The organism is Pseudomonas sp. NIBRBAC000502773 (genome assembly GCF_006517195.1).
Taxonomy (GTDB): Bacteria; Pseudomonadota; Gammaproteobacteria; order Pseudomonadales; family Pseudomonadaceae; genus Aquipseudomonas; species Aquipseudomonas marginalis.
The window spans coordinates 6,310,633-6,330,221 of record NZ_CP041189.1; the positions used below are offsets into that span (position 1 = coordinate 6,310,633).

17 protein-coding genes are annotated in these 19,589 nt (G+C 63.1%); 6 read left to right on the forward strand and 11 right to left on the reverse strand.

What is annotated here, in order from left to right; genetic code table 11:
- Window positions 1-187: 187 nt before the first annotated feature.
- Window positions 188-781 carry a TetR/AcrR family transcriptional regulator gene (locus NIBR502773_RS28855; RefSeq protein WP_092488581.1) on the reverse strand — a complete coding sequence of 198 codons (594 nt, stop codon included), beginning with the start codon at window positions 779-781 and terminating at the stop codon, window positions 188-190.
- A gap of 72 nt (window positions 782-853) precedes the next feature.
- Between NIBR502773_RS28855 and NIBR502773_RS28860 the strand changes: the two genes are divergently transcribed.
- The gene (locus NIBR502773_RS28860) at window positions 854-1,453 is read left to right on the forward strand and encodes an NAD(P)H-dependent oxidoreductase (RefSeq protein ID WP_141157585.1); all 600 of its coding nucleotides are present in this window, start codon (window positions 854-856) and stop codon (window positions 1,451-1,453) included.
- A 1-nt stretch (window position 1,454) separates the two neighbouring features.
- On the opposite strand, the gene NIBR502773_RS28865 is transcribed toward NIBR502773_RS28860, so the two are convergent.
- Window positions 1,455-1,844, reverse strand: a complete 390-nt coding sequence (locus NIBR502773_RS28865) for a hypothetical protein (RefSeq protein WP_065941293.1) — start codon at window positions 1,842-1,844, stop codon at window positions 1,455-1,457.
- 32 nt (window positions 1,845-1,876) lie between these two features.
- Window positions 1,877-3,133 carry a 3-phosphoshikimate 1-carboxyvinyltransferase gene (aroA, locus tag NIBR502773_RS28870; protein ID WP_141157586.1) on the reverse strand — a complete coding sequence of 419 codons (1,257 nt, stop codon included), beginning with the start codon at window positions 3,131-3,133 and terminating at the stop codon, window positions 1,877-1,879.
- Between the two features lie 313 nt (window positions 3,134-3,446).
- Between aroA and NIBR502773_RS28875 the strand changes: the two genes are divergently transcribed.
- Window positions 3,447-4,076, forward strand: a complete 630-nt coding sequence (locus NIBR502773_RS28875; RefSeq protein ID WP_115486173.1) for a lytic polysaccharide monooxygenase auxiliary activity family 9 protein — start codon at window positions 3,447-3,449, stop codon at window positions 4,074-4,076.
- Between the two features lie 7 nt (window positions 4,077-4,083).
- Here the strand turns inward: NIBR502773_RS28875 and NIBR502773_RS28880 are convergent, their stop codons facing one another.
- Window positions 4,084-4,638, reverse strand: a complete 555-nt coding sequence (locus NIBR502773_RS28880) for a UPF0149 family protein (protein ID WP_141157587.1) — start codon at window positions 4,636-4,638, stop codon at window positions 4,084-4,086.
- 185 nt (window positions 4,639-4,823) lie between these two features.
- Between NIBR502773_RS28880 and NIBR502773_RS28885 the strand changes: the two genes are divergently transcribed.
- Complete coding sequence (locus NIBR502773_RS28885; protein WP_141157588.1) at window positions 4,824-5,636, forward strand: crotonase/enoyl-CoA hydratase family protein; 813 nt, start codon at window positions 4,824-4,826, stop codon at window positions 5,634-5,636.
- A 5-nt stretch (window positions 5,637-5,641) separates the two neighbouring features.
- Window positions 5,642-6,475, forward strand: a complete 834-nt coding sequence (gene nudC, locus NIBR502773_RS28890) for an NAD(+) diphosphatase (protein WP_141157589.1) — start codon at window positions 5,642-5,644, stop codon at window positions 6,473-6,475.
- Here the strand turns inward: nudC and NIBR502773_RS28895 are convergent.
- From NIBR502773_RS28895 to NIBR502773_RS28905, 3 genes are all read right to left on the reverse strand, one after another.
- The gene (locus NIBR502773_RS28895) at window positions 6,443-7,222 is read right to left on the reverse strand and encodes a TSUP family transporter (protein ID WP_115486169.1); all 780 of its coding nucleotides are present in this window, start codon (window positions 7,220-7,222) and stop codon (window positions 6,443-6,445) included. The genes nudC and NIBR502773_RS28895 overlap by 33 nt on opposite strands.
- 182 nt (window positions 7,223-7,404) lie before the next feature.
- Window positions 7,405-8,121 carry a phosphatidylcholine synthase gene (gene pcsA / locus NIBR502773_RS28900; protein WP_027606368.1) on the reverse strand — a complete coding sequence of 239 codons (717 nt, stop codon included), beginning with the start codon at window positions 8,119-8,121 and terminating at the stop codon, window positions 7,405-7,407.
- Window positions 8,122-8,269: 148 nt separating this feature from the next.
- Window positions 8,270-9,196 carry a class I SAM-dependent methyltransferase gene (locus NIBR502773_RS28905; RefSeq protein ID WP_141157590.1) on the reverse strand — a complete coding sequence of 309 codons (927 nt, stop codon included), beginning with the start codon at window positions 9,194-9,196 and terminating at the stop codon, window positions 8,270-8,272.
- A gap of 191 nt (window positions 9,197-9,387) precedes the next feature.
- Here NIBR502773_RS28905 and mdeB point away from each other — a divergent pair, with 191 nt between their 5' ends.
- Window positions 9,388-12,066, forward strand: a complete 2,679-nt coding sequence (gene mdeB / locus NIBR502773_RS28910) for an alpha-ketoglutarate dehydrogenase (RefSeq protein ID WP_141157591.1) — start codon at window positions 9,388-9,390, stop codon at window positions 12,064-12,066.
- Between the two features lie 59 nt (window positions 12,067-12,125).
- Here mdeB and NIBR502773_RS28915 read toward each other — a convergent pair whose 3' ends face one another.
- The 4 genes from NIBR502773_RS28915 to NIBR502773_RS28930 all read right to left on the reverse strand — a co-directional run bounded on the left by NIBR502773_RS28915 (window position 12,126) and on the right by NIBR502773_RS28930 (window position 17,103).
- Window positions 12,126-13,463, reverse strand: coding sequence for an MFS transporter (locus NIBR502773_RS28915; RefSeq protein ID WP_141157592.1), 1,338 nt, complete (start codon window positions 13,461-13,463; stop codon window positions 12,126-12,128).
- A 148-nt stretch (window positions 13,464-13,611) separates the two neighbouring features.
- On the reverse strand, window positions 13,612-14,547 hold the full coding sequence (locus NIBR502773_RS28920) for a DMT family transporter (protein WP_141157593.1): 936 nt from the start codon (window positions 14,545-14,547) through the stop codon (window positions 13,612-13,614).
- Between the two features lie 132 nt (window positions 14,548-14,679).
- Window positions 14,680-15,300: a LysE family translocator gene (locus NIBR502773_RS28925; RefSeq protein WP_141157594.1), complete on the reverse strand. Its 621-nt coding sequence runs from the start codon at window positions 15,298-15,300 to the stop codon at window positions 14,680-14,682.
- A gap of 321 nt (window positions 15,301-15,621) precedes the next feature.
- Window positions 15,622-17,103: a PAS domain-containing methyl-accepting chemotaxis protein gene (locus NIBR502773_RS28930; RefSeq protein WP_373682402.1), complete on the reverse strand. Its 1,482-nt coding sequence runs from the start codon at window positions 17,101-17,103 to the stop codon at window positions 15,622-15,624.
- A gap of 247 nt (window positions 17,104-17,350) precedes the next feature.
- On the opposite strand from NIBR502773_RS28930, the gene NIBR502773_RS28935 reads away from it, so the two are divergent.
- On the forward strand, window positions 17,351-19,549 hold the full coding sequence (locus tag NIBR502773_RS28935; RefSeq protein ID WP_141157596.1) for an OsmC domain/YcaO domain-containing protein: 2,199 nt from the start codon (window positions 17,351-17,353) through the stop codon (window positions 19,547-19,549).
- Window positions 19,550-19,589 lie beyond the last annotated feature (40 nt).

Consider the following 19,589-nt stretch of genomic DNA (forward strand, 5'->3'; position numbering starts at 1 on the left):
TGCCCCGCGCTGGGCTGCGAAGCGGCCCCAGAAACAGCCCCGGAGCTGCCTGGCACACTGCAGCGCTCTTATCGGGGCCGCTTCGCAGCCCAGCGCGGGGCAAGCCCGCTCACCACAGAAGCCCGCTCACCACAACAAGCCCGCTCACCACAACAAAGCCCGCTTACCACAGAAGCTTCTTCAGTCTTCAACGCCGTGGGCGGTTGACCATTGCCAGGATGGTCGCCAACAACTCATCTTGCGCCTCTTCACGGCTGATCTCGCCACTGGCCGCAGCGTAGGACAACGCTTCCGCAGCGCCCAGCATCGCCCGTAATCCTGGCTGTGAAACCTGGCCAAAGGGCCCCAGTGCGTCGCGGCATTTGTCGAGAAAAATCGCCTCGTACTTACGCTTGAGCGCTTCCAGCTCCGGCGAACTGCTCAGTGCGGCAATCACCCCCGGAATTTCCCGGCCCTGCAATAACACGCAATCGACATAGCACGAGGCGATCACCCCGGCGCGTTCTTCCAAGGTCGCGCGGCTGGCGTCGAGGGCTTCGGCAAACACTTGGGTCTGACGCGCGTCGAAGTCTTCATACAGCGCGGCGAGCAGCCCGGCACGGGTGACGAAATGGTCGTAGACCACCGGTTTGGTGACGCCGGCCAGTTCCGCCAGGCGGCCCAGGGTCAGGGCTTCGGTGCCTTCCTCGCGCACCAGCTGCCAGGCCACCTCCAATAACTGACGCAGGCGATCTTCACGGGACAGGCGACGACGTGGGGCAGGAGATTCAGGGCTTGACATGCTTATATACCAAAAGTAACTTGATGGCGTTAACTTACCAAAAGTAGCTTAAACCCAAACGGAGTCAAAGTCATGCACGCACTCATCGTCGTTGCCCATCACGACCCACAATCCCTCACCCACGCCGTGGCCGCGCAGGTGGCTGCCGGCCTGACTGCTGCGGGCCACACCTTTGAAATCGCCGACCTCGCCGCCGAAGGCTTCGACCCGCGCTACACCGCCGCCGATCACCGGGTACACCGCACCCAGGCCACGCCCCCGGGCGACGTGCTGGCGGAACAGGCGCGCATCGAGCGCGCCGATGCCCTGGTGCTGGCGTTCCCGATCTACTGGTGGTCGCTGCCGGGCCTGCTCAAGGGCTGGGTCGACCGCGTGTTCGTCAACGGCTGGGCGATCGACTACGGCCCGGATACCCCGGTGGTGAAAAAACTGCGGCATTTGCAGGTGCACTTGCTGGCCCTCGGCGGTGCGGATGACAGCGCGTTTGACCGTCATGGCTATGCCAAGGCGATGCGGACCCAGATCGACTACGGCATCTTCGATTACTGCGGGGCGAAGGTGGTGTCGTCCGAGCTGTTGCTGGATTCGGAAGGCGGCGCGGCCCCGACGCATCTGAAGACGGCGAAAGCGATCGGGCAGAGGCTGTTCGAGGCCGAGACGGTTGCCGGTTGATTCAACCTTCGCGAAACAGGTCGTGGGCGTCCAGCAGGCGGTAGGCAATTTCCGGGTTTTTCTCCAGGCCCCGGCGAATCGCCGCCGGGATCGCTTGCCGGGTCTTGCGGCACATGCCTGGCAGCTCGTCGATGACGATCTGGATGCCGCGCATGCTCTTGACCTCGGTGTGCCCCGGCGCGATATGCACGCGGATGCCCAATAGCTCGTGCATCCGCTGTTGCATGCGCTCCAGGTCTTGCAGGCTTTGCAGGTTTTCCAGGCGCTCGACCAGGCGTTTTTCTTCCTGGCGCGTCAGGCTGAGGATGCGCAGGTCGGCGCCGGGCGCCTCCAGCAGCTGTTCACGGTCGCAGACGCAGGCGCCGGGTGGGCAGGGTTGGCGAATGGTCATGATCCTTACCTCCCCATTCCGGCGCGGGCGAGTCAGTCGCTCAACGCGACCCCCAGGCTGCCCAGGGCCTTCCAGTACCCAGGATAGGTCTTGGCCACGCAGTCCGGGTCCTGAATGCGGATACCCGCGATTTTCAACCCCGCCAGCGCAAAGCACATGGCGATGCGGTGGTCGGCATGGGTGTCGATCAGGGCGTTGCACGACGTGCCGGCCAGCGCCGGGTCGGCCGCGACCAGCAGGTCATCGCCTTCAATGCTGGCGAGGCCCGGACGGATCGCATTGAGGCCGTCATGCAGGGCCTGTACGCGATCGCATTCCTTGACCCGCAGGTTGGCCAGCTCCGTGAAGCGCACCGGGGTGTTATTGAAGGCAGCCAGGACCGCCAGGGTCGGGATCGCGTCCTGCATCTGCGAACCCACCACGGTGGCCTGCATATTCGGGAACTGCGCGATCACCGCCTGGGCCTTGGCGTCCGGTTGGGTGAAGGCGTGGGCGGCCACGCCGATGTCGATACGGCCGCCGGTCAACACTTCGGCAGCCCACAAGTAGGTGGCGGCGGACGCGTCGGGTTCGATCAGGTAATCATGGGCGGTGTAGCCGGTGGGGGCCACGCGCCAGGTGGTGTCGTCGACCACATCGACCTGCGCACCGAAGGCCCGCATGCAGTCCAGGGTCAGGTCCACGTAGCCACGGGCGCCGATGTCCTTGCCGGTCAGTGCCACTTCAATCGGCGCTTCGCCGCACGCGGCCAGCATCAACAGGGCCGATACATACTGGCTGGACAGGCCGCCGTCGATCTCGAAGCGCTTGGCCTGGACCTTGCCCACGCCGTGCACCGTCACCGGTGGGCAACCGGTCGGGCTGTCGACCCGGATGCCGTTCTGGCCGAGGGTGGCCAGCAACGGGCCGATCGGGCGTTTTTGCATATAGTCGTCGCCGTCCAGTACCACGGTGCCTTGCACGGTAGCCACGGCGGCCGTCAGGAAGCGCATCGCGGTGCCGGCATTGCCGAGGAACAACGGCTGCGCCGGCAATTGCAGCTTGCCGGTGCCGGTGACCACGAAGGTGGTGTCGTCCGGCTCGTCGATGGTCACGCCCATCTGGCGCAGGGCCACCGACATATGCCGGGTGTCATCGCTCTTCAAGGCGCCGCTCAGGCGGCTGGTGCCCTTGGCCAGGGCCGCCAGCAGCAGGGCGCGGTTGGTAATGGATTTGGAGCCGGGGGGCGCGACCTTGCCGTTCAGGGGGAAGTTGGGCGGTGTAACGGTCACGGTTTTCTGCGAACTCAAGGTGCAAGGCTCCTGGTCAAGGCAAGGTGGCTGGCGCGGCCAACGGGCGGACCCGAATAATCGGGCATAGATGCAGTGCTTGTCGAGCGGGGAATCAACCACCGTGGGCTGTTACAGGACAAGGCCTGTAGGCAGATGGCCCTTGCCTAGGTAGGCGTACGCCCGAACCAGGCGCAGGACAACTGCGCCCCCTTAATGAAATGCAGGAGGCGTGCAGTGTTGCCCGCATAGCCGCCTGCTGGACAAGCCTGGGTGATGGGGTAAGTTCAGAACGTTCCCCACCCGGGGCGTTTTCAATCATGGAGTGAATGAAATGAACAAACCTCAGACACAACTTCGGCACGGACGTGTCGTCACCCCCGCCAGCCGAGGCTCGGTTGCGGTAGAGCGCGGGTTGCTGGGCAATTGGCAAGTCAATGAAATGGAAGGTGGCAAGAACTTCCCCGCGCTCACGGCCGGACCGTTTCCTGCGCCGTATGAAACCGACGATCAAAGCGTCACGCCGCCTGCCGATGGGCATATTCTCAGTGGCGGCAAGACCGATGAGCGCGACTGCATCAACTTCACCGACGAGGAAATGAGCAAGAAGCTCAACACACCATTCACCTGGCCACTCCTGAATGTAGAGGCCGGCCAAGTGTTCAAGGTGCAATGGGAATACACCGCCGCCCACGTCACCCGTGGTTATCGCTGGTTCATCACCAAGGACGGCTGGGACGCCAGACAGCGCATCAGCCGTGCCCAACTCGAAGCCTCGCCGTTCTACGAGGACTTCTACCCCCAGGTGCCGTACTACCAGCATGCCGACGAATTGAAGGCCAAGGTCGAGCATCAAGTGACACTGCCCAAGGGCAAGAAGGGGCGGCATGTGGTGGTGTTGCTGTGGATCGTCGCCAACACCGGTAACGCGTTCTATCAGGCGTTTGACCTGGACTTCAAATAAACCCGGATCAACGCCGGCTCAGCCAGTAATCATGTAGCGCCCGTGCAGCGGGTTCGATTTCTCGGGCTCGCTGCTGATGGGCGTCTACATCCAGGTCAGCCGGCAACTCGAAGTTGTCCTGCTCGGCACACCAGGAGATTTTCTCCAGCTGTGCGGCCTGTTCGGCCGGCAGTTGCGGCCAGTTGCCGATCGCCGCACCGCGGATATAACCAAAGCACCATTCCTCGGCGAGGGTCACGTCCTGGCCCTGGTGTTCGGTTGCATCGAAGCGTGCCTTGAAACCCTGAGCGTCAGTCGCCAGTTGACCGGCCAGCAGGTTGATATGACGCACGCAAAGGTCGAGGAACTGCCGGGCCTCTTCGGCGCTTTCCCACTCCGGGTTCTGCCCGCCCCAGATCGCCGGGAACCACTCTGCAATATCCACCTGTGCCGGGCTGGACACCAGCGCGGTGAAATAGCCGTCGAGTTCGGCCAGGTTCAGTACCGAATGGTCGTCGCCGTATTTCAACAGGATTTCTTCGATGAATTCGAAATCGGCGGGGGCGAGGGGTTGGGCGTGCATGGGCATATCCTTTAAACGTCGAACGCCGCTGATGGGGCGGCTCAAAGCGCGAAGGATGGCGTGTGCCGGGGCTTTTATCCAGCGTCTTTTCCATCGCCGTTGCCAGTCCCGCTTTTGGCCGATGCGCCGTCACGTACCCTTGTTATAGTTCGGGCCTTATCACTCGCCAGCCAGGGATCACTGCCATGTCCGAATACCAAGCTTTCGTCGTCGAACTCACCGACAACGTTGCCCATGTGCAGATCAACCGCCCGGAAAAGATCAACGCGATGAACGCGGCGTTCTGGACCGAGATCATCGACATTTTCCAATGGATCGAAGACACCGACGCCGTACGCGCCGTGGTGCTCAGCGGTGCCGGCAAGCATTTTTCCTCGGGCATCGACCTGATGATGCTGGCCTCGGTGGCCAACGACTTCGGCAAGGATGTGGGCCGCAATGCGCGCCTGCTGCGGCGCAAGATCCTCGAGCTGCAAGCCTCGTTCAACGCTGTCGATAACTGCCGCAAGCCGGTACTGGCGGCGATCCAGGGTTACTGCATCGGTGGCGCCATCGACCTGATCAGCGCCTGCGACATGCGCTACGCGGCTGAAGACGCGCAATTCTCGATCAAGGAAATCGACATCGGCATGGCCGCCGACGTCGGTACCCTGCAGCGCCTGCCACGCATCATCGGCGACGGTATGCTGCGTGAGCTGGCCTACACCGGCCGCCAGTTCGGTGCCGAGGAGGCGCGCAGCATCGGCCTGGTCAATCGCGTGTACGCCGACCAGGACAGCCTGTTGGCCGGGGTGTTCGAGATCGCCCATGCTATCGCGGCCAAGTCGCCGATTGCGGTCACCGGCAGCAAGGCCATGATCAGCTACATGCGTGACCATACGGTCAATGACGGTCTGGAATACGTTGCCACCTGGAACTCGGCTATGTTGCAATCCAACGACCTGCGCGTGGCCATCGCGGCCCATATGAGCAAGCAGAAACCCGAATTCGTGGATTGACTGACATGACCCCAGGCTGGATTACCACAACGCTGCTGGACAACGACGCCCCCGGCGGCTGGGCCGTCGCCCGCAGCCGCGAGGGCTTTTTGCATGATGCCAACGGCCCGCTGTTCCCTCGGGAATGGCTCAAGCGCCAGGAGCTATCGGTGTTTGCCGAACACGGCATCGGCCACCTCGACGGTGAGCCGGTGTACCTGCTGGAACTCGACGCGGCGGGCGAAGTGCCGGGTTGCAGCTGGCAGGGCCTGCGCGGCTTCATGCTGCAAGGTGATCACACCCTCTACAAAGTGCTGGGCTACGCCGCGCAGATCGGCACCTGGGCGCGGGAGCATCGGTTCTGCGGCAGTTGCGGCCAGGCCATGGTCCAGGTGCCACGGGAGCGGGCGATGTATTGCCAGGCCTGCGACCTGCGCAGCTACCCACGGATTTCGCCGAGCATGATCGTGCTGGTGACCCGTGGCGACGAGATCCTGCTGGCGCGCTCGCCGCGTTTTGTCACCGGGGTCTACAGCACCTTGGCCGGCTTTGCCGAGCCGGGCGAGTCGGCCGAGGACTGCCTGATCCGCGAGGTGCGCGAAGAAGTGCAGGTGGAGGTCAGGAACATCCAGTACATGGGCAGCCAGTGCTGGCCGTTCCCCCATTCGATGATGCTGGGCTTCCATGCCGAGTACGCCGGTGGTGACATCGTGCCCCAGGCCGACGAGATCGAGGACGCGCAGTGGTTCAGCATCCACGACCTGCCGCCGCTGCCGGCTTCACGCTCGATTGCGCGTTACCTGATCGACCTTTATGTGGCCCGTCGCCTAGGCCACGCTGAACCAGTGCTGCCAGGCTAGGCGCACGGTCAGGCCGAGGACCACGGTGATAAACACCGGGCGAATGAATTTGGCGCCGCCGCTGATCGCGCTGCGGGCGCCAAAGAATGCGCCACCCATCACCGACACGCCCATCGCCAGGCCGACAATCCAATCCACCGAGCCGTTGAAGATAAATACCGACAGCGCCGCCGCGTTGCTGACGAAGTTCATGCTGCGCGCCACGCCGCTGGCCTTCACCAGGTCGATGGGGTGCAACAGCAGGGTGCTCACGGTCCAGAACGCACCGGTGCCGGGGCCCGCCACGCCGTCGTAGAAGCCCAGGCCGAAACCCTGGGTGCCTTGCCATTTCTTCTTGATCGGCGCGTCGGCGTCCAGCGGTGCCTTGGGTGTGCCACCAAACAGCAAATACACGCCGCAAGCGAATACGATCACCGGCAGCATCTTGTTCAGGGTTTCGGCGGGCAAGTAATGGGCAACCACCGCACCGGCCAGTGCGCCGATCAAGGTGCCGACGATGGCATGCACCCACTGGCGCGGGTGGAACAGCTTGCGACGGTAGAAGGTGAAACTGGCCGTGGCCGAACCGAAGGTGGAGCTGAGCTTGTTGGTGCCCAGTACCAGGTGGGGCGGCATCCCAGCGGTGAGCAGCGCCGGGGTGGTAAGCAGGCCGCCGCCGCCGGCGATGGCGTCGATAAAGCCGGCGATAAAGGCCACGACGGCGAGAATGGCGAGGGTGGTGAGGTCTACGCTGAGTTCGAAAGGCATGGGAGGGCTTATGGTTGGCAGGGCGCTGTGCGAAGGGGCGCCATCTTACCTGCCGAATGTACCCAGGACCAAATGTGGGAGGGGGCTTGCTCCCGATTGCGGTGTATCAGTGACGGATAAGCTGACTGACACACCGCAATCGGGAGCAAGCCCCCTCCCACAGTTGAACTGTGTTCATCTGGCTATTTGTGAGTCCCCATCCACTCCAGCGCCGTGCGCCACACGCAAATCCCGAGGAAATACGCCGACATCACCGACCACAACCCAAACGTCCACGGGTTGGTGTTGGGGTAATCCACCACCATCAAGAAGCTGCACAGCAACCAGATGGTGGTCACTGCGATATTGATCGGCATGAAGCGCTTGACCCGGAACGGGTGCAGGAACTTCATCGGCGTCACGGTCAGCAAGGCCAGGCCGATCACGGTCAGCAAGGTGACCCAGGCATCCGGCTGGATGATGTATACGCACAAGGCCACCACGTTCCAGGCGGCGGGGAAGCCGACGAAGTAGTTGTCCTTGCTCTTCATGTTCACGTTGCAGAAGCAGAACAGCGATGACACCAGGATCACCGACACGGTGAACAGGTGGGTAAAGTCCGGCAGGTCGATATAGCGGTAGATAAACAGCGCCGGAATAAACACATAGGTGAGGTAATCGATCACCAGGTCCAGTACCGAGCCGTCAAAGCTGGGCAATACCGTGCTGACATTCACCCGTCGCGCCAGGGAACCATCCACGCCGTCTACCACCAGGGCCAGGCCCAGCCAGAGCAGGCAGGCCTTGGGTGAGTTTTCCAGCAGCGCCAGGGTGGCCAGGAAGGCCAATACCACACCGGTGGCGGTAAAGCCGTGGGCGCCCCAGGCTTTGATTCTGGCTACATGCAGGGTCGATATCACGGGCGGTTCTCCAAAAGATGAAACGGGGCAGCCGACAACGTGACGCTGTCGAGTCTGGCCGGGGAATGCAGGTATCGACCGGGAAGGGGGTCATAAGGTTCACCGCCCGGCGCATCCCATAGCGTAGCAAGCGTAGGACGTTTCGGCATCAGCCTTGGCGAAACACCAGCGCCTTGAGACCGCTTTGCGCGTCGATATCCGGAAATTCCGGCGGGTTTTGCAGCCGTTCAATAAAGCGCAGGCCCGGTGCTTCGCGGGTGACGCCGTCGATCAGGAAGTCTTCGCCGAAGGCCGGGTCGTTCATGCACGCCAGGACAGTGCCCTGGGCCGTGAGCAAATCCGGCAGGCGACGCAGTACACGCTGGTAGTCCTTGGTCAGCAGGAAGCTGCCTTTCTGGAAGGACGGCGGGTCGATGATCACCAGGTCGTAGGGGCCGCTGTGGGTGACCTTGGCCCAGGATTTGAACAGGTCGTGGCCCAGGAAGCTGACCTTGCTCAGGTCATGACCGTTCAGGCGGTGGTTATCGCGACCACGGCTCAGGGCGCCACGGGCCATGTCCAGGTTCACCACGTGGCGGGCGCCGCCCTCGATGGCCGCGACCGAGAACCCGCAGGTGTAGGCAAACAGGTTGAGCACCCGCTGGCCCTTGGCTTGTTCGCGCACCCAGTTGCGGCCGTAGCGCATGTCGAGGAACAGCCCGCTGTTCTGCTTTTTGCCCAGGTCGATCAGGTAACGCAGGCCGCCTTCGGTGATGGTCAGCTCGTCGATGGCTGCGCCCACCAGCCATTCCGTGGTGCTTTGCGGCAGGTAGCGGTGTTGCAGCGCCACGCTGTGGGCGCCGGATTGGGCCCAGTCGAAGTCGATCAACAGCTGTTTCAACCCCTTCAGGTGAGGCGCTTCGGGCTCTTTGAACAGCGCGACCAGCACCACGCCTTGCAGCCAGTCCACGGTCAATTGCTCCAGGCCCGGCCAGCAGCGGCCACGGCCATGGAACAGGCGCCGGGTTTCAGCCGGCGGGCTGGCCAGGGCGGTGAGCAGGTGGGCGTGCAGGGTAGCGAGTGCGTCTGGGTTCATCGTTGAGCGTCGGTCATTGAGCGGGCGGCATTTTAAACACACTGGTGAGGTTTCGGGTTGTTTGAGCACAACGTGCTGGGAAAAAGCCCATGGGCAGTGATTCATGCTCAAAATTCTATAAACGGCGCCTGATAACAGGCAAAAAATCCTCAAGCGCCGACATAAACTGGAAAAAAAGCCCGGAGGTGCCCATGAACGGTTTCGCGAGTGCAGTGAATCACACAGCCCTGGATCAACCAGAGCTCGACGAATGGCGTGACGCGCTGGCTTCGCTGGTAGCCAATGCCGGCCCTGAGCGCGCTCGGCAGATCCTCGACCTGCTGGCCCGCGATGCCAGCGCTCCGCACATCGACTGGAAACCCCACCACGGCACGCCCTACATCAATAGCATCAGCGTCGAGCAGCAACCGGCGTTTCCCGGCGACCTGGCCACCGAAGAGCGCCTGGCCTCGCTGGTACGCTGGAACGCCCTGGCCATGGTGGTGCGGGCCAACCAGGCCTATGGCGAACTCGGTGGCCACATTGCCAGTTACGCCAGTGCGGCGGATTTGTTCGAGGTGGGTTTCAATCACTTTTTCCGCGCCCGTAAGCACGACTTTGGCGGCGACCTGGTGTTCTACCAGCCGCATTCGGCCCCCGGCATTTATGCGCGCGCCTTCCTTGAAGGGCGCTTGAGCGAGGACGACCTGGCCCACTATCGCCAGGAACTCGGTGGCGCCGAGGCCGGGGCGCGTGGGCTGTGCAGTTACCCGCACCCTTGGTTGATGCCGGACTTCTGGCAGTTCCCCACCGGTTCCATGGGCATTGGCCCCATCAGTTCGATTTTCCAGGCGCGCTTCATGCGCTATCTGCAGCATCGTGGCCTGCAGGACACCGCCGAGCGCCATGTGTGGGGTGTCTTCGGCGACGGCGAAATGGACGAGCCGGAAAGCATGTCGGCCCTGACCCTGGCCGCGCGCGAAGGCCTCGACAACCTGACCTGGGTGGTTAACTGCAACCTGCAACGCCTCGACGGCCCGGTGCGTGGCAACGGGCGGATCATCGACGAGCTGGAGGCGTTGTTCGCGGGGGCGGGGTGGAATGTGATCAAGCTGGTCTGGGGTTCGGACTGGGACGCCTTGCTTGCCAAGGATGCCGACGGTTCCCTGGTCAACACGTTGTCGAGCACCGTGGACGGTCAATTCCAGACCTTCGCCGCCAAGGACGGGGCCTACAACCGCGAACACTTCTTCGGCCAGAACGCGGCGCTGGCCAGCCTGGTCGAGGGCATGAGCGATGAGCAGATCGACCGCCTCAAACGTGGCGGCCACGACATGGTCAAGATCCACGCCGCCTATCATGCCGCGCGCCGGGTTAAGGGCAAGCCGACGGTGATCCTGGCCCAGACCAAAAAAGGCTTCGGCATGGGCGAGGCCGGGCAGGGCAAGATGACCACCCACCAGCAGAAGAAGCTCGATCGCGAGGCGCTGCTCGCGTTCCGCAACCGCTTCCAGTTGCCGCTGAGCGATGAGCAGGCCGAGTCGCTGAGCTTCTTCAAACCCGCGGATGACAGCCTCGAGTTGCGCTACCTGCATCAACGGCGCAGGGCCCTGGGCGGCTACGTGCCCAGCCGTAGCCAGGCCGCAGAGCCAGTGAGCGTACCGCCCATGAGCGGTTATGCCGGTTTCGCCACGGCGGCCGACGGCAAGGAAATGTCCACCACCATGGTCTTCGTGCGCATGTTGAGCAACCTGCTCAAGGACAAGGCGCTCGGGCCGCGCATCGTGCCCATCGTGGCGGATGAGGCGCGCACCTTCGGCATGGCCAACCTGTTCAAGCAGATCGGCATCTATTCCAGCGTCGGCCAGCGCTATGAGCCGGAAGACATTGGTTCGATCCTCAGCTACCGCGAAGCCACCGACGGGCAGATTCTTGAAGAAGGCATCAGCGAGGCCAGTGCCATCAGTTCCTGGGTCGCGGCGGCCACGAGTTACTCGGTGCATGGCCTGCGCATGCTGCCGTTCTACATCTATTACTCGATGTTCGGCTTCCAGCGCGTCGGCGACCTGATCTGGGCCGCCGCCGACCAGCGCGCCCGTGGCTTCCTGCTCGGTGCCACGGCCGGGCGCACCACCCTCGGCGGTGAGGGCTTGCAGCACCAGGACGGCAGCAGCCATCTCACCGCCGCCACCGTACCCAACTGTCGCGCCTACGATCCGGCGTTTGCCGGCGAGTTGGCGGTGATCCTCGACCACGGCATGCGCCAGATGCTGGAGCAGGATGTGGACGAGTTCTACTACGTGACCCTGATGAACGAAAACTACCCGCAGCCAAGCCTGCCCGCAGGCGTGGAGGCGGCGATCATCAAGGGCCTGTATCGCCTGGAAGGCGCCGTCGACGCCAGGGTGCGCCTGCTCGGTTCGGGTACCCTGCTGCGTGAAGCCCAGGCCGCCGCGCGGTTACTGGCTGAGGATTGGCACGTGGCGAGCGAGGTGTACAGCGTGACCAGTTTCAGCGAACTGGCACGGGAGGCGCGGGAAGTGGAGCGCTGGAACCGCCTGCATCCGCAGGCCGGCAAGCGCGTCAGTCACCTGAATGATTGCTTGCCGGCAGGTGCACCGGTGATTGCCGTGTCCGACTACGTTCGGGCGGTCCCGCAGATGATCGCGTCCTATCTGGACTCCAGCTACACCGTGCTCGGCACCGATGGGTTCGGCCGCAGTGATACACGGGCGGCGCTGCGGGATTTCTTTGAGGTGGATCGGCATCACATCGTGCTGGCGGCGCTTACCGCGTTGGTGGAGCAGGGCAGCCTTGAGTGCCAGGTATGCCAGCAGGCCATTGAACGGTATGGCTTGCTGGCGGATCGCGATGCCTCCTGGACCTGTTAGCCCACCCCCTGCGCAGCTGTAGCCCCAGCATGGCTGCGCAGGCCACGACTCGAACGTGTTTAACGCGAGAGCAGCGGTGCTGCGCTTTTTTCCTCGGTGCCCACGTCATGCAGGGAAATCCTCGACGTCTCCGGCAATGCCAGCCCGCCGGCCAACGCCAGCAACGCCACGGCAATCAGGTAGAACGCCGGTGACAGGTTGCTGCCGGTGGTGCTGATCAACCAGGTGGCCATCAACGGCGCGGTGCCGCCGAAGATCGTATACGCCATGTTGTAGGTAATCGCCGAAGCGGTATAGCGCGTGCGGGTCGGAAAGGTCTCCGACAGCAACGCCGCCGTCACCACACCACAGAGTACTGCACCGACCGCCAGCAACATCACCCCGACAATGGACGCCGCGAAAGACCCGGAACTGGCCATCAGGAACGACGGGTACACCACCACCATCAACAGCACACACGCCGTCATCACCGTGGCCCGACGCCCCACCCGGTCTGAATACAACCCCGCCAGCGGGCAGATCGCCGCAGCGAAAATCAACGCGATCAGCGACACCAGCAACGCCATCGCGCGACTCAGCCCGCCGGCCACTTGCAGGTACGTCGCGAAGTAGGTGGTGAACATATAAAACGACAGCGCCGTCAGTGACACAAAAGCGCCCAGGCAGCAGATGGCCGCACCATGGTTGCGCAGGGTTTCCTTGAGCGGGGAGTGGGCCACCGCATGCTCCTGCTTCACGGCCTGGAAGGCGGGCGTCTCATCCAGTTTCCAGCGCAGGTAAAGGCCCACCAGCCCCAGCGGCGCGGCGATCAGGAACGGCAGGCGCCAGCCCCAGCTGCCCATGGCCTCGGCGGACAATGACGCTTCGAGTGCGTACGCCACCACGGCTGCGGCGGCGAAGGCGGAGAACGTCGACACCGGCACGAAGCTGCCGTACCAGGCGCGTTTGTCCCGGGGCGCGTGCTCCATCAGGTAGGCACAGGCACCGGCGTATTCGCCGCCGGCGGAGAAGCCCTGGGCACAGCGGATCAGCGATAACAGGATCGGCGCCGTGACGCCGATGGAGGCGTAGGTGGGCAGCAGGCCGATCAAGGTGGTGGCGCCGGCCATCAGCAGGATGGTCATGGCCAGGGTGCGCTTGCGCCCGATACGGTCGCCGAGCATGCCGAAGAAAATCCCGCCCAGGGGCCGGAAGGCGAAGGCGACGGCGAACACCGCGAAGGTTTTGAGCAAGGCCGCGCTGGCGTCGCCGCTGGGGAAGAACTGTTGGGCGATGGTGGTGGCGAGGAAACCGTACACGGCGAAGTCAAACCATTCGACGAAGTTACCGATGCCGGCGGCGATGATGACCTTGCGCAGGGTTTGGGGGCTTACCTGTTCGGTGGAGGGGCTCGTCATGGGGAAGGCCTCGGAAGGGGTCGGGGATGCTGGATTATCCGGGGAGGGTGTTGGGCGGCCGGGCTCAAAAGAGTCGTCCGCGTAGTCAGTAGCGACCGGGTGGGATGGGGGAGGCAGGAATTGGGCCAGGTCAGGCGGGGATTTATCGTTACCGGGCAGACTTGCGATAGGTCAGCAGCACAATCCCGGTCACCACGATGACGCCGCCGACTATCTGGCCGGCGCTGAGCATTTGATCGAGCACGACCCAGCCCATCAACAGCGTGGCCAGCGGCTCAATGTTCATGACCGGCGCATTGCGCGGCATGTCCAGGCGCGGGACCGACATGAACAGCACGATAAAACCGGTGCCATACAGCACTACCAACGTTGCGAGTGCCAGCCAGCCGGTACCCGTGGCCGGCAGGTTCAGGCCGCCGGGAAGGGCGCCGCTGAGGCCGGCGAGGTTGACGCTGCTGAATACGATGAAGATGGTCAGCAGGCTGCGCACGGAGCCGCGTACCTGGGACAACTTGTGGTCGGTGATCCACAGCGCGCAGGCGAACACGAACGCGGCGCAGAAGGCCAGGCCGACGCCGAGCAGCCAGTGCGGGCCGATATCGGCATGGCCTGAGAGGCGGCCGGGTACGTCCAGCACAAACACCAGGCCCACCAGAATCAAGCCCATCAGCAAGGCGGTGCGCGCCGTCGGACGTGGGCCGCCGAATGCCCAGGTGAGCAGAGCGAGCAGAATCGGGAACACGTTGCCCACCAGCAGCGCCATCGCCACCGGCACACGGGCGACGGCGGAGTAGAGGCACAGGCTCTGGGTAGCGATAAGCAGGCCCAGCAGCACTTGCCAACGCCATGCACCTGCGGGCAGGCGCAGGTTTTGGCGTTGCCACAGTACCAGCACCGCCAGCACCAGCAAGGTGCCGCCTGAACGCAGCAGAATGGCCAACAGCACACCGGCGCCGTCATCGAAGGCGACGCGAGCGGCGATGTGATTGCCGGCGAAGGCACAGCCCATGCAGAGCAGAATCAACACGGCAATGGGGCGGGAGAACAGGGCGGGGGCAGTTTGCGTCGGGGCAGGCGGAGTCATGCTGGGGCTCGGGCGGTTGGCGCCATCGTCGGGGATGGCGATTTATTTTTAGGTTGTCGTACAACTTCGTGAGGGGGGATTTGTAGCGTGTTTGCGCCGAGGGGGCAAGGAGGGATTTGGCCTGGGGAAAACTCAGCGCTTGCTGAACGCCAGCTTTGCGGCAAACAGCACGAAGATCACGCCGGTGGTGCGGTCCATCCACTGGATGACCTTTTCGCGGCGCAGGAACCCGGACAGCGACTGCGTGGCGCCGATCAATACCAGCGACCACAGCAGCCCGAGCAGCACATGGATGCTCACCAGGCCGAAGGTCCAGGCAATCAGCGAATGCCCTTGGGGGATAAATTGCGGCAGGAACGACACGTAGAAAATCCCCACCTTGGGATTCAGCACATTGCCCAGCATGCCCTTGATAAACCAGTTGCCGCCGGGCTTGCCATCGGCTGAAGCGGGTGCCAATGAGCGGCGCGGACGCACCAGCATGTTCAGCCCCAGCCAGGCCAGGTAAGCCGCGCCGCAGTACTTGAGCAGGTTGAACGCCATCTCCGACACCGCGATCAGCGCGCCCAGGCCAAAGGCAACCGCGGCGCCCCACACCAGGCAACCCGCGTTGATGCCCAGCGTGGCCTGCAGCGCCTGGCGCTTGCCTTCCACCGTGGCGGTGCGCAGGACCAAGGCGGTGTCGAGCCCGGGCGTGAGGGTCAGCAGGGTGGCGGCGAAGGTGAAGGCGAGGAGGTTGTCGGCGATGGACATGAGCGGGCTTCATGCAGAGGGATGAGTGGGCGTTAACCCAAGCTTGGCATGAGTGGTTATCTTGTGGCGAGCGGGCTTGTTGTGGCAAGCCGGCTTGTTGTGGTGAGCAGGCTTACTATGGTGAGCGGGCCTGTTGTGAGTGACCGGGCTTGTTGTGGTGAGCGGGCTTGCCCCGCGCTGGGCTGCGAAGCGGCCCCAATCAAGATCACTGTGTTCCATCAGACAAACCGCAGTGCCTGGTTTTGGGGCTGCTTCGCAGCCCAGCGCGGGGCAAGCCCGCTCACCACAGTAAGCGGGCTTACTAGAGAAGCTTGTCTGCCTTCAGCGGTTGAAGCGCTCAACCAACGCGTATTGGGTGGCCGCGGTATTCGTCAGTTCCTTGCTCAGGTCCGTGGATTGATGGGCTTGTATCGAGGTCTGGTCGGCCAGTTCGGCGATGGTGGTGATGTTGCGGCTGATCTCCTCGGCGACGGCGCTTTGTTCTTCGGTGGCGGCGGCGATCTGGGTGGTCATGTCGGTGATATGCGACACCGCTTCGCTGATCCCCACCAGGGCCTGGTCCGCTTCCAGCACCCAGGTCACGCCTTCCTGGGCCTGGCGTTGGCCGTTTTCCATGCTTTGCACCGCATTGCTGGAGGATGCCTGGAGCTTGGTGATCAGCCCATGGATCTGGGTGGTCGATTGTGACGTGCGCTGGGCCAGTTGGCGCACTTCGTCGGCTACCACGGCAAAGCCTCGGCCTTGTTCGCCGGCCCGCGCCGCTTCGATTGCGGCGTTGAGGGCGAGCAGGTTGGTTTGGTCGGCGATGCCTTTGATCACATCCACCACGCTGCCGATTTCGTCGCTGTCCCTGGCCAGTTGCGCCACGGTCACCCCGGTCTCGCCGACCATGGTGGACAGACGCTCGATGGCTTCACGGGTATCGCGCGCCACTTCGCGGCCGCGTCCGGTCAGCACGTTGGCCTGTTGGGTGGCGTCGGCGGTGCGTTGTACATGGCTGGCGACTTCCTGGGTGGTCGCGGCCATCTGATTGACGGCCGCCGAGACCTGTTCGGTTTCCACGCGCTGGCGGTTCAGGCCTTTGGCGCTGGCGGCCGCCAACTGATCGGATTGCCCCGCCAGGGTACTCAGTTGTTCGGCGCTGTCCTGCAGGCGGGTAAGGCAGGTTTTCAGGCGCGCGGTCTGGCTGAGAAACGCAGTTTCCAAACGCGACTGTGGGCCGCGAGCGTCACTGTACATCTGCGCGATCAAGGCATCCGACGTCGAGGGTTCAACCCCCTCCAATAGACGCAGGGTACTGCTTTGGCGCCAGTGTGAGCACAGCAGGCCCACCGGCAGCGCGACCGCCACGGCCACTGCGACGGCCACCGGTGCACTGAGGAACAGCCCGGCGACGCTGCCAGCCACACCGGTGGCCATGTACGGCACGCAACTCAGTGCCGCCGGCAGCCAGGCATCCTGGCGCGGCACGCCCGGCTTGCCTTGGCTCAGACGCCGGTAGAGGGCCTGGGCGCGGCGGATTTCATCGGCCGTGGGCTTGACCCGCACCGACTCGAAGCCAACGACCCGGCTGCCGTCGAAGATCGGCGTGACGTAGGCATTGACCCAGTAGTGATCGCCGTTTTTCGAGCGGTTCTTGACGATGCCCATCCACGGCAGGCCTTGCTTGAGCGCACTCCACATGTGCGCGAAAACGGCGGGTGGCACGTCGGGGTGACGCACGATGTTCTGGGGCGCGCCGATCAGGTCGGCGCGTTCAAAGCCGCTGATATCGACGAAGGCGTCGTTGCAGTAAGTGATCATCCCTTGAACATCGGTGGCGGAGATGAGTTTTTGCGAAGGCGCGAGTGAAATCTCGCGCTGTGTTACAGGCTGGTTGTTGCGCATTCCGACTACTCCCTGGTTGCACACAGTCCATCGGCGGCATTGTGCAGAAGATTAATGCGCATGGCTCATTTCGCCAGCCACTGGTCAAAAGCCTGAAACTTCCCGATGAAAAACCTCATAATGGCGGCCATTTTTGTTTAGCCCGTTATTCTGGTGTGCCCCCATGGAAATCAAGGTCAACTTTCTCGACAACCTCCGGCTTGAAGCCAAGTTCGACGACTTCACGGTGATTGCCGACCAGCCTATTCGCTATAAAGGCGATGGCTCGGCACCGGGGCCGTTCGATTATTTCCTGGCCTCGTCGGCGTTGTGCGCAGCGTACTTCGTCAAGTTGTACTGCAGCACGCGCAACATCCCCACGGACAATATTCGCCTGTCGCAGAACAATATTGTCGATCCGGAAAACCGCTATAACCAGATCTTCAAGATCCAGGTCGAGTTGCCGGCCGATATTTCCGATAAGGACCGCCAGGGCATCCTGCGCTCCATCGACCGTTGCACCGTGAAGAAAGTGGTGCAGGCCGGGCCGCAGTTCGTGATCGAAGAAGTGGACAACCTCGACGCCGATGCCCAGGCCCTGTTGATGCCGAGCGCGGGCAGCGAGGCGGGCACTTATATTGCCGGCAAGGACCTGCCGCTGGAGCAGACCATCACCAACATGTCCGGGATCCTTGCCGGCCTGGGCATGAAGATCGAGATCGCCTCGTGGCGCAATATCGTGCCGAACGTGTGGTCGCTGCATATCCGCGACGCCCATTCACCGATGTGCTTTACCAACGGCAAGGGCGCGACCAAGGAGGGCGCCCTGGCGTCGGCGTTGGGCGAGTTCATCGAGCGGCTCAACTGCAACTTCTTCTACAACGACCAATTCTGGGGTGAGGAACTGGCCAACGCGACGTTCGTGCATTACCCGGACGAACGCTGGTTCCAGCCGGGCCCGAATGACGAGCTGCCCGACGAAATCCTCGATGCCTACTGCCTGAAAGTCTACAACCGCGACGGCGAGCTGCGCGGTTCGCACCTGTTCGACACCAACTCCGGCAACGAAGCGCGCGGCATCGTTTCGCTGCCGTTCGTGCGCCAGTCGGATGGCGAGGTGGTGTATTTCCCGTCCAACCTGATCGAGAACCTCTATCTCAGCAACGGCATGAGTGCCGGCAACACCCTGGCCGAGGCCCAGGTGCAGTGCCTGTCGGAGATTTTCGAGCGGGCGGTGAAGCGCGAAATCATCGAGGGCGAATTTGCCCTGCCGGACGTGCCGGCTGAAGTGCTCGCTAAGTACCCGAGCATCCTGGCGGGTATTGCAGGCCTGGAAGCGCAGGGTTTCCCGGTGCTGGTCAAGGACGCGTCCCTGGGCGGCGAATTCCCGGTGATGTGCGTGACCTTGATGAACCCGCGCACCGGCGGCGTGTTCGCCTCGTTCGGTGCCCACCCAAGCCTGGAAGTGGCGCTGGAACGCAGCCTTACCGAACTGCTGCAAGGCCGCAGCTTCGAAGGCTTGAACGACCTGCCGCAGCCTACCTTCGAAGGCCAGGCGGTGACCGAGCCGAACAACTTCGTCGAGCACTTTATCGACTCCAGCGGTGTGGTGTCGTGGCGCTTCTTCAGCGCCCAATCGGACTACGAATTTGTCGAGTGGGACTTCTCAGGCGAAGGTGAAGACTCCAACGCCCAAGAGGCCGCGACCTTGTTCGGCATTCTGGAAGGCATGGGCAAGGAAGCCTATATGGCGGTGTACGAACACCTCGGCGCAACCGCCTGCCGCATCCTGGTGCCGGACTACTCGGAAATCTACCCGGTGGACGACCTTATCTGGGACAACACCAACAAGGCGCTGTTCTTCCGCGAGGACATCCTCAACCTGCACCGCCTGGACGAAGCGCAATTGCAGGCGTTGGTCGAGCACCTGATCGAAAGCGAGCTGGACGACTACACCGACATCACCACCCTGATCGGCATCGAGTTCGACGACAACACGGCCTGGGGCCAACTGACCATCCTCGAATTGAAGCTGCTGATCTTCCTCGCCTTGCAACAGTACGAAGAGGCCAAGGAGTGCGTGGAGATGTTCCTGCAGTACAACGACAACACCGCCGAGCGTGGCCTGTTCTACCAGGCGATGAATGCGGTGCTGGAGATGGAACTGGACGACGACCTGGAACTGGCGGACTACGAAGCCAACTTCCGCCGCATGTTCGGCAATGAACGGATGGACGCGGTGATCGGCTCGGTCAACGGCAGTGTGCGCTTCCATGGGTTGACGCCGACCAGCATGAAGCTGGAAGGGCTGGACCGGCATTTGCGCTTGATCGAGAGCTACAAGAAGCTGCATTCGGCGCGTGCCAACATCGTCCAGGGGTGACGCATACCCAATGTGGGAGGGAGCAAGCCCCCTCCCACAG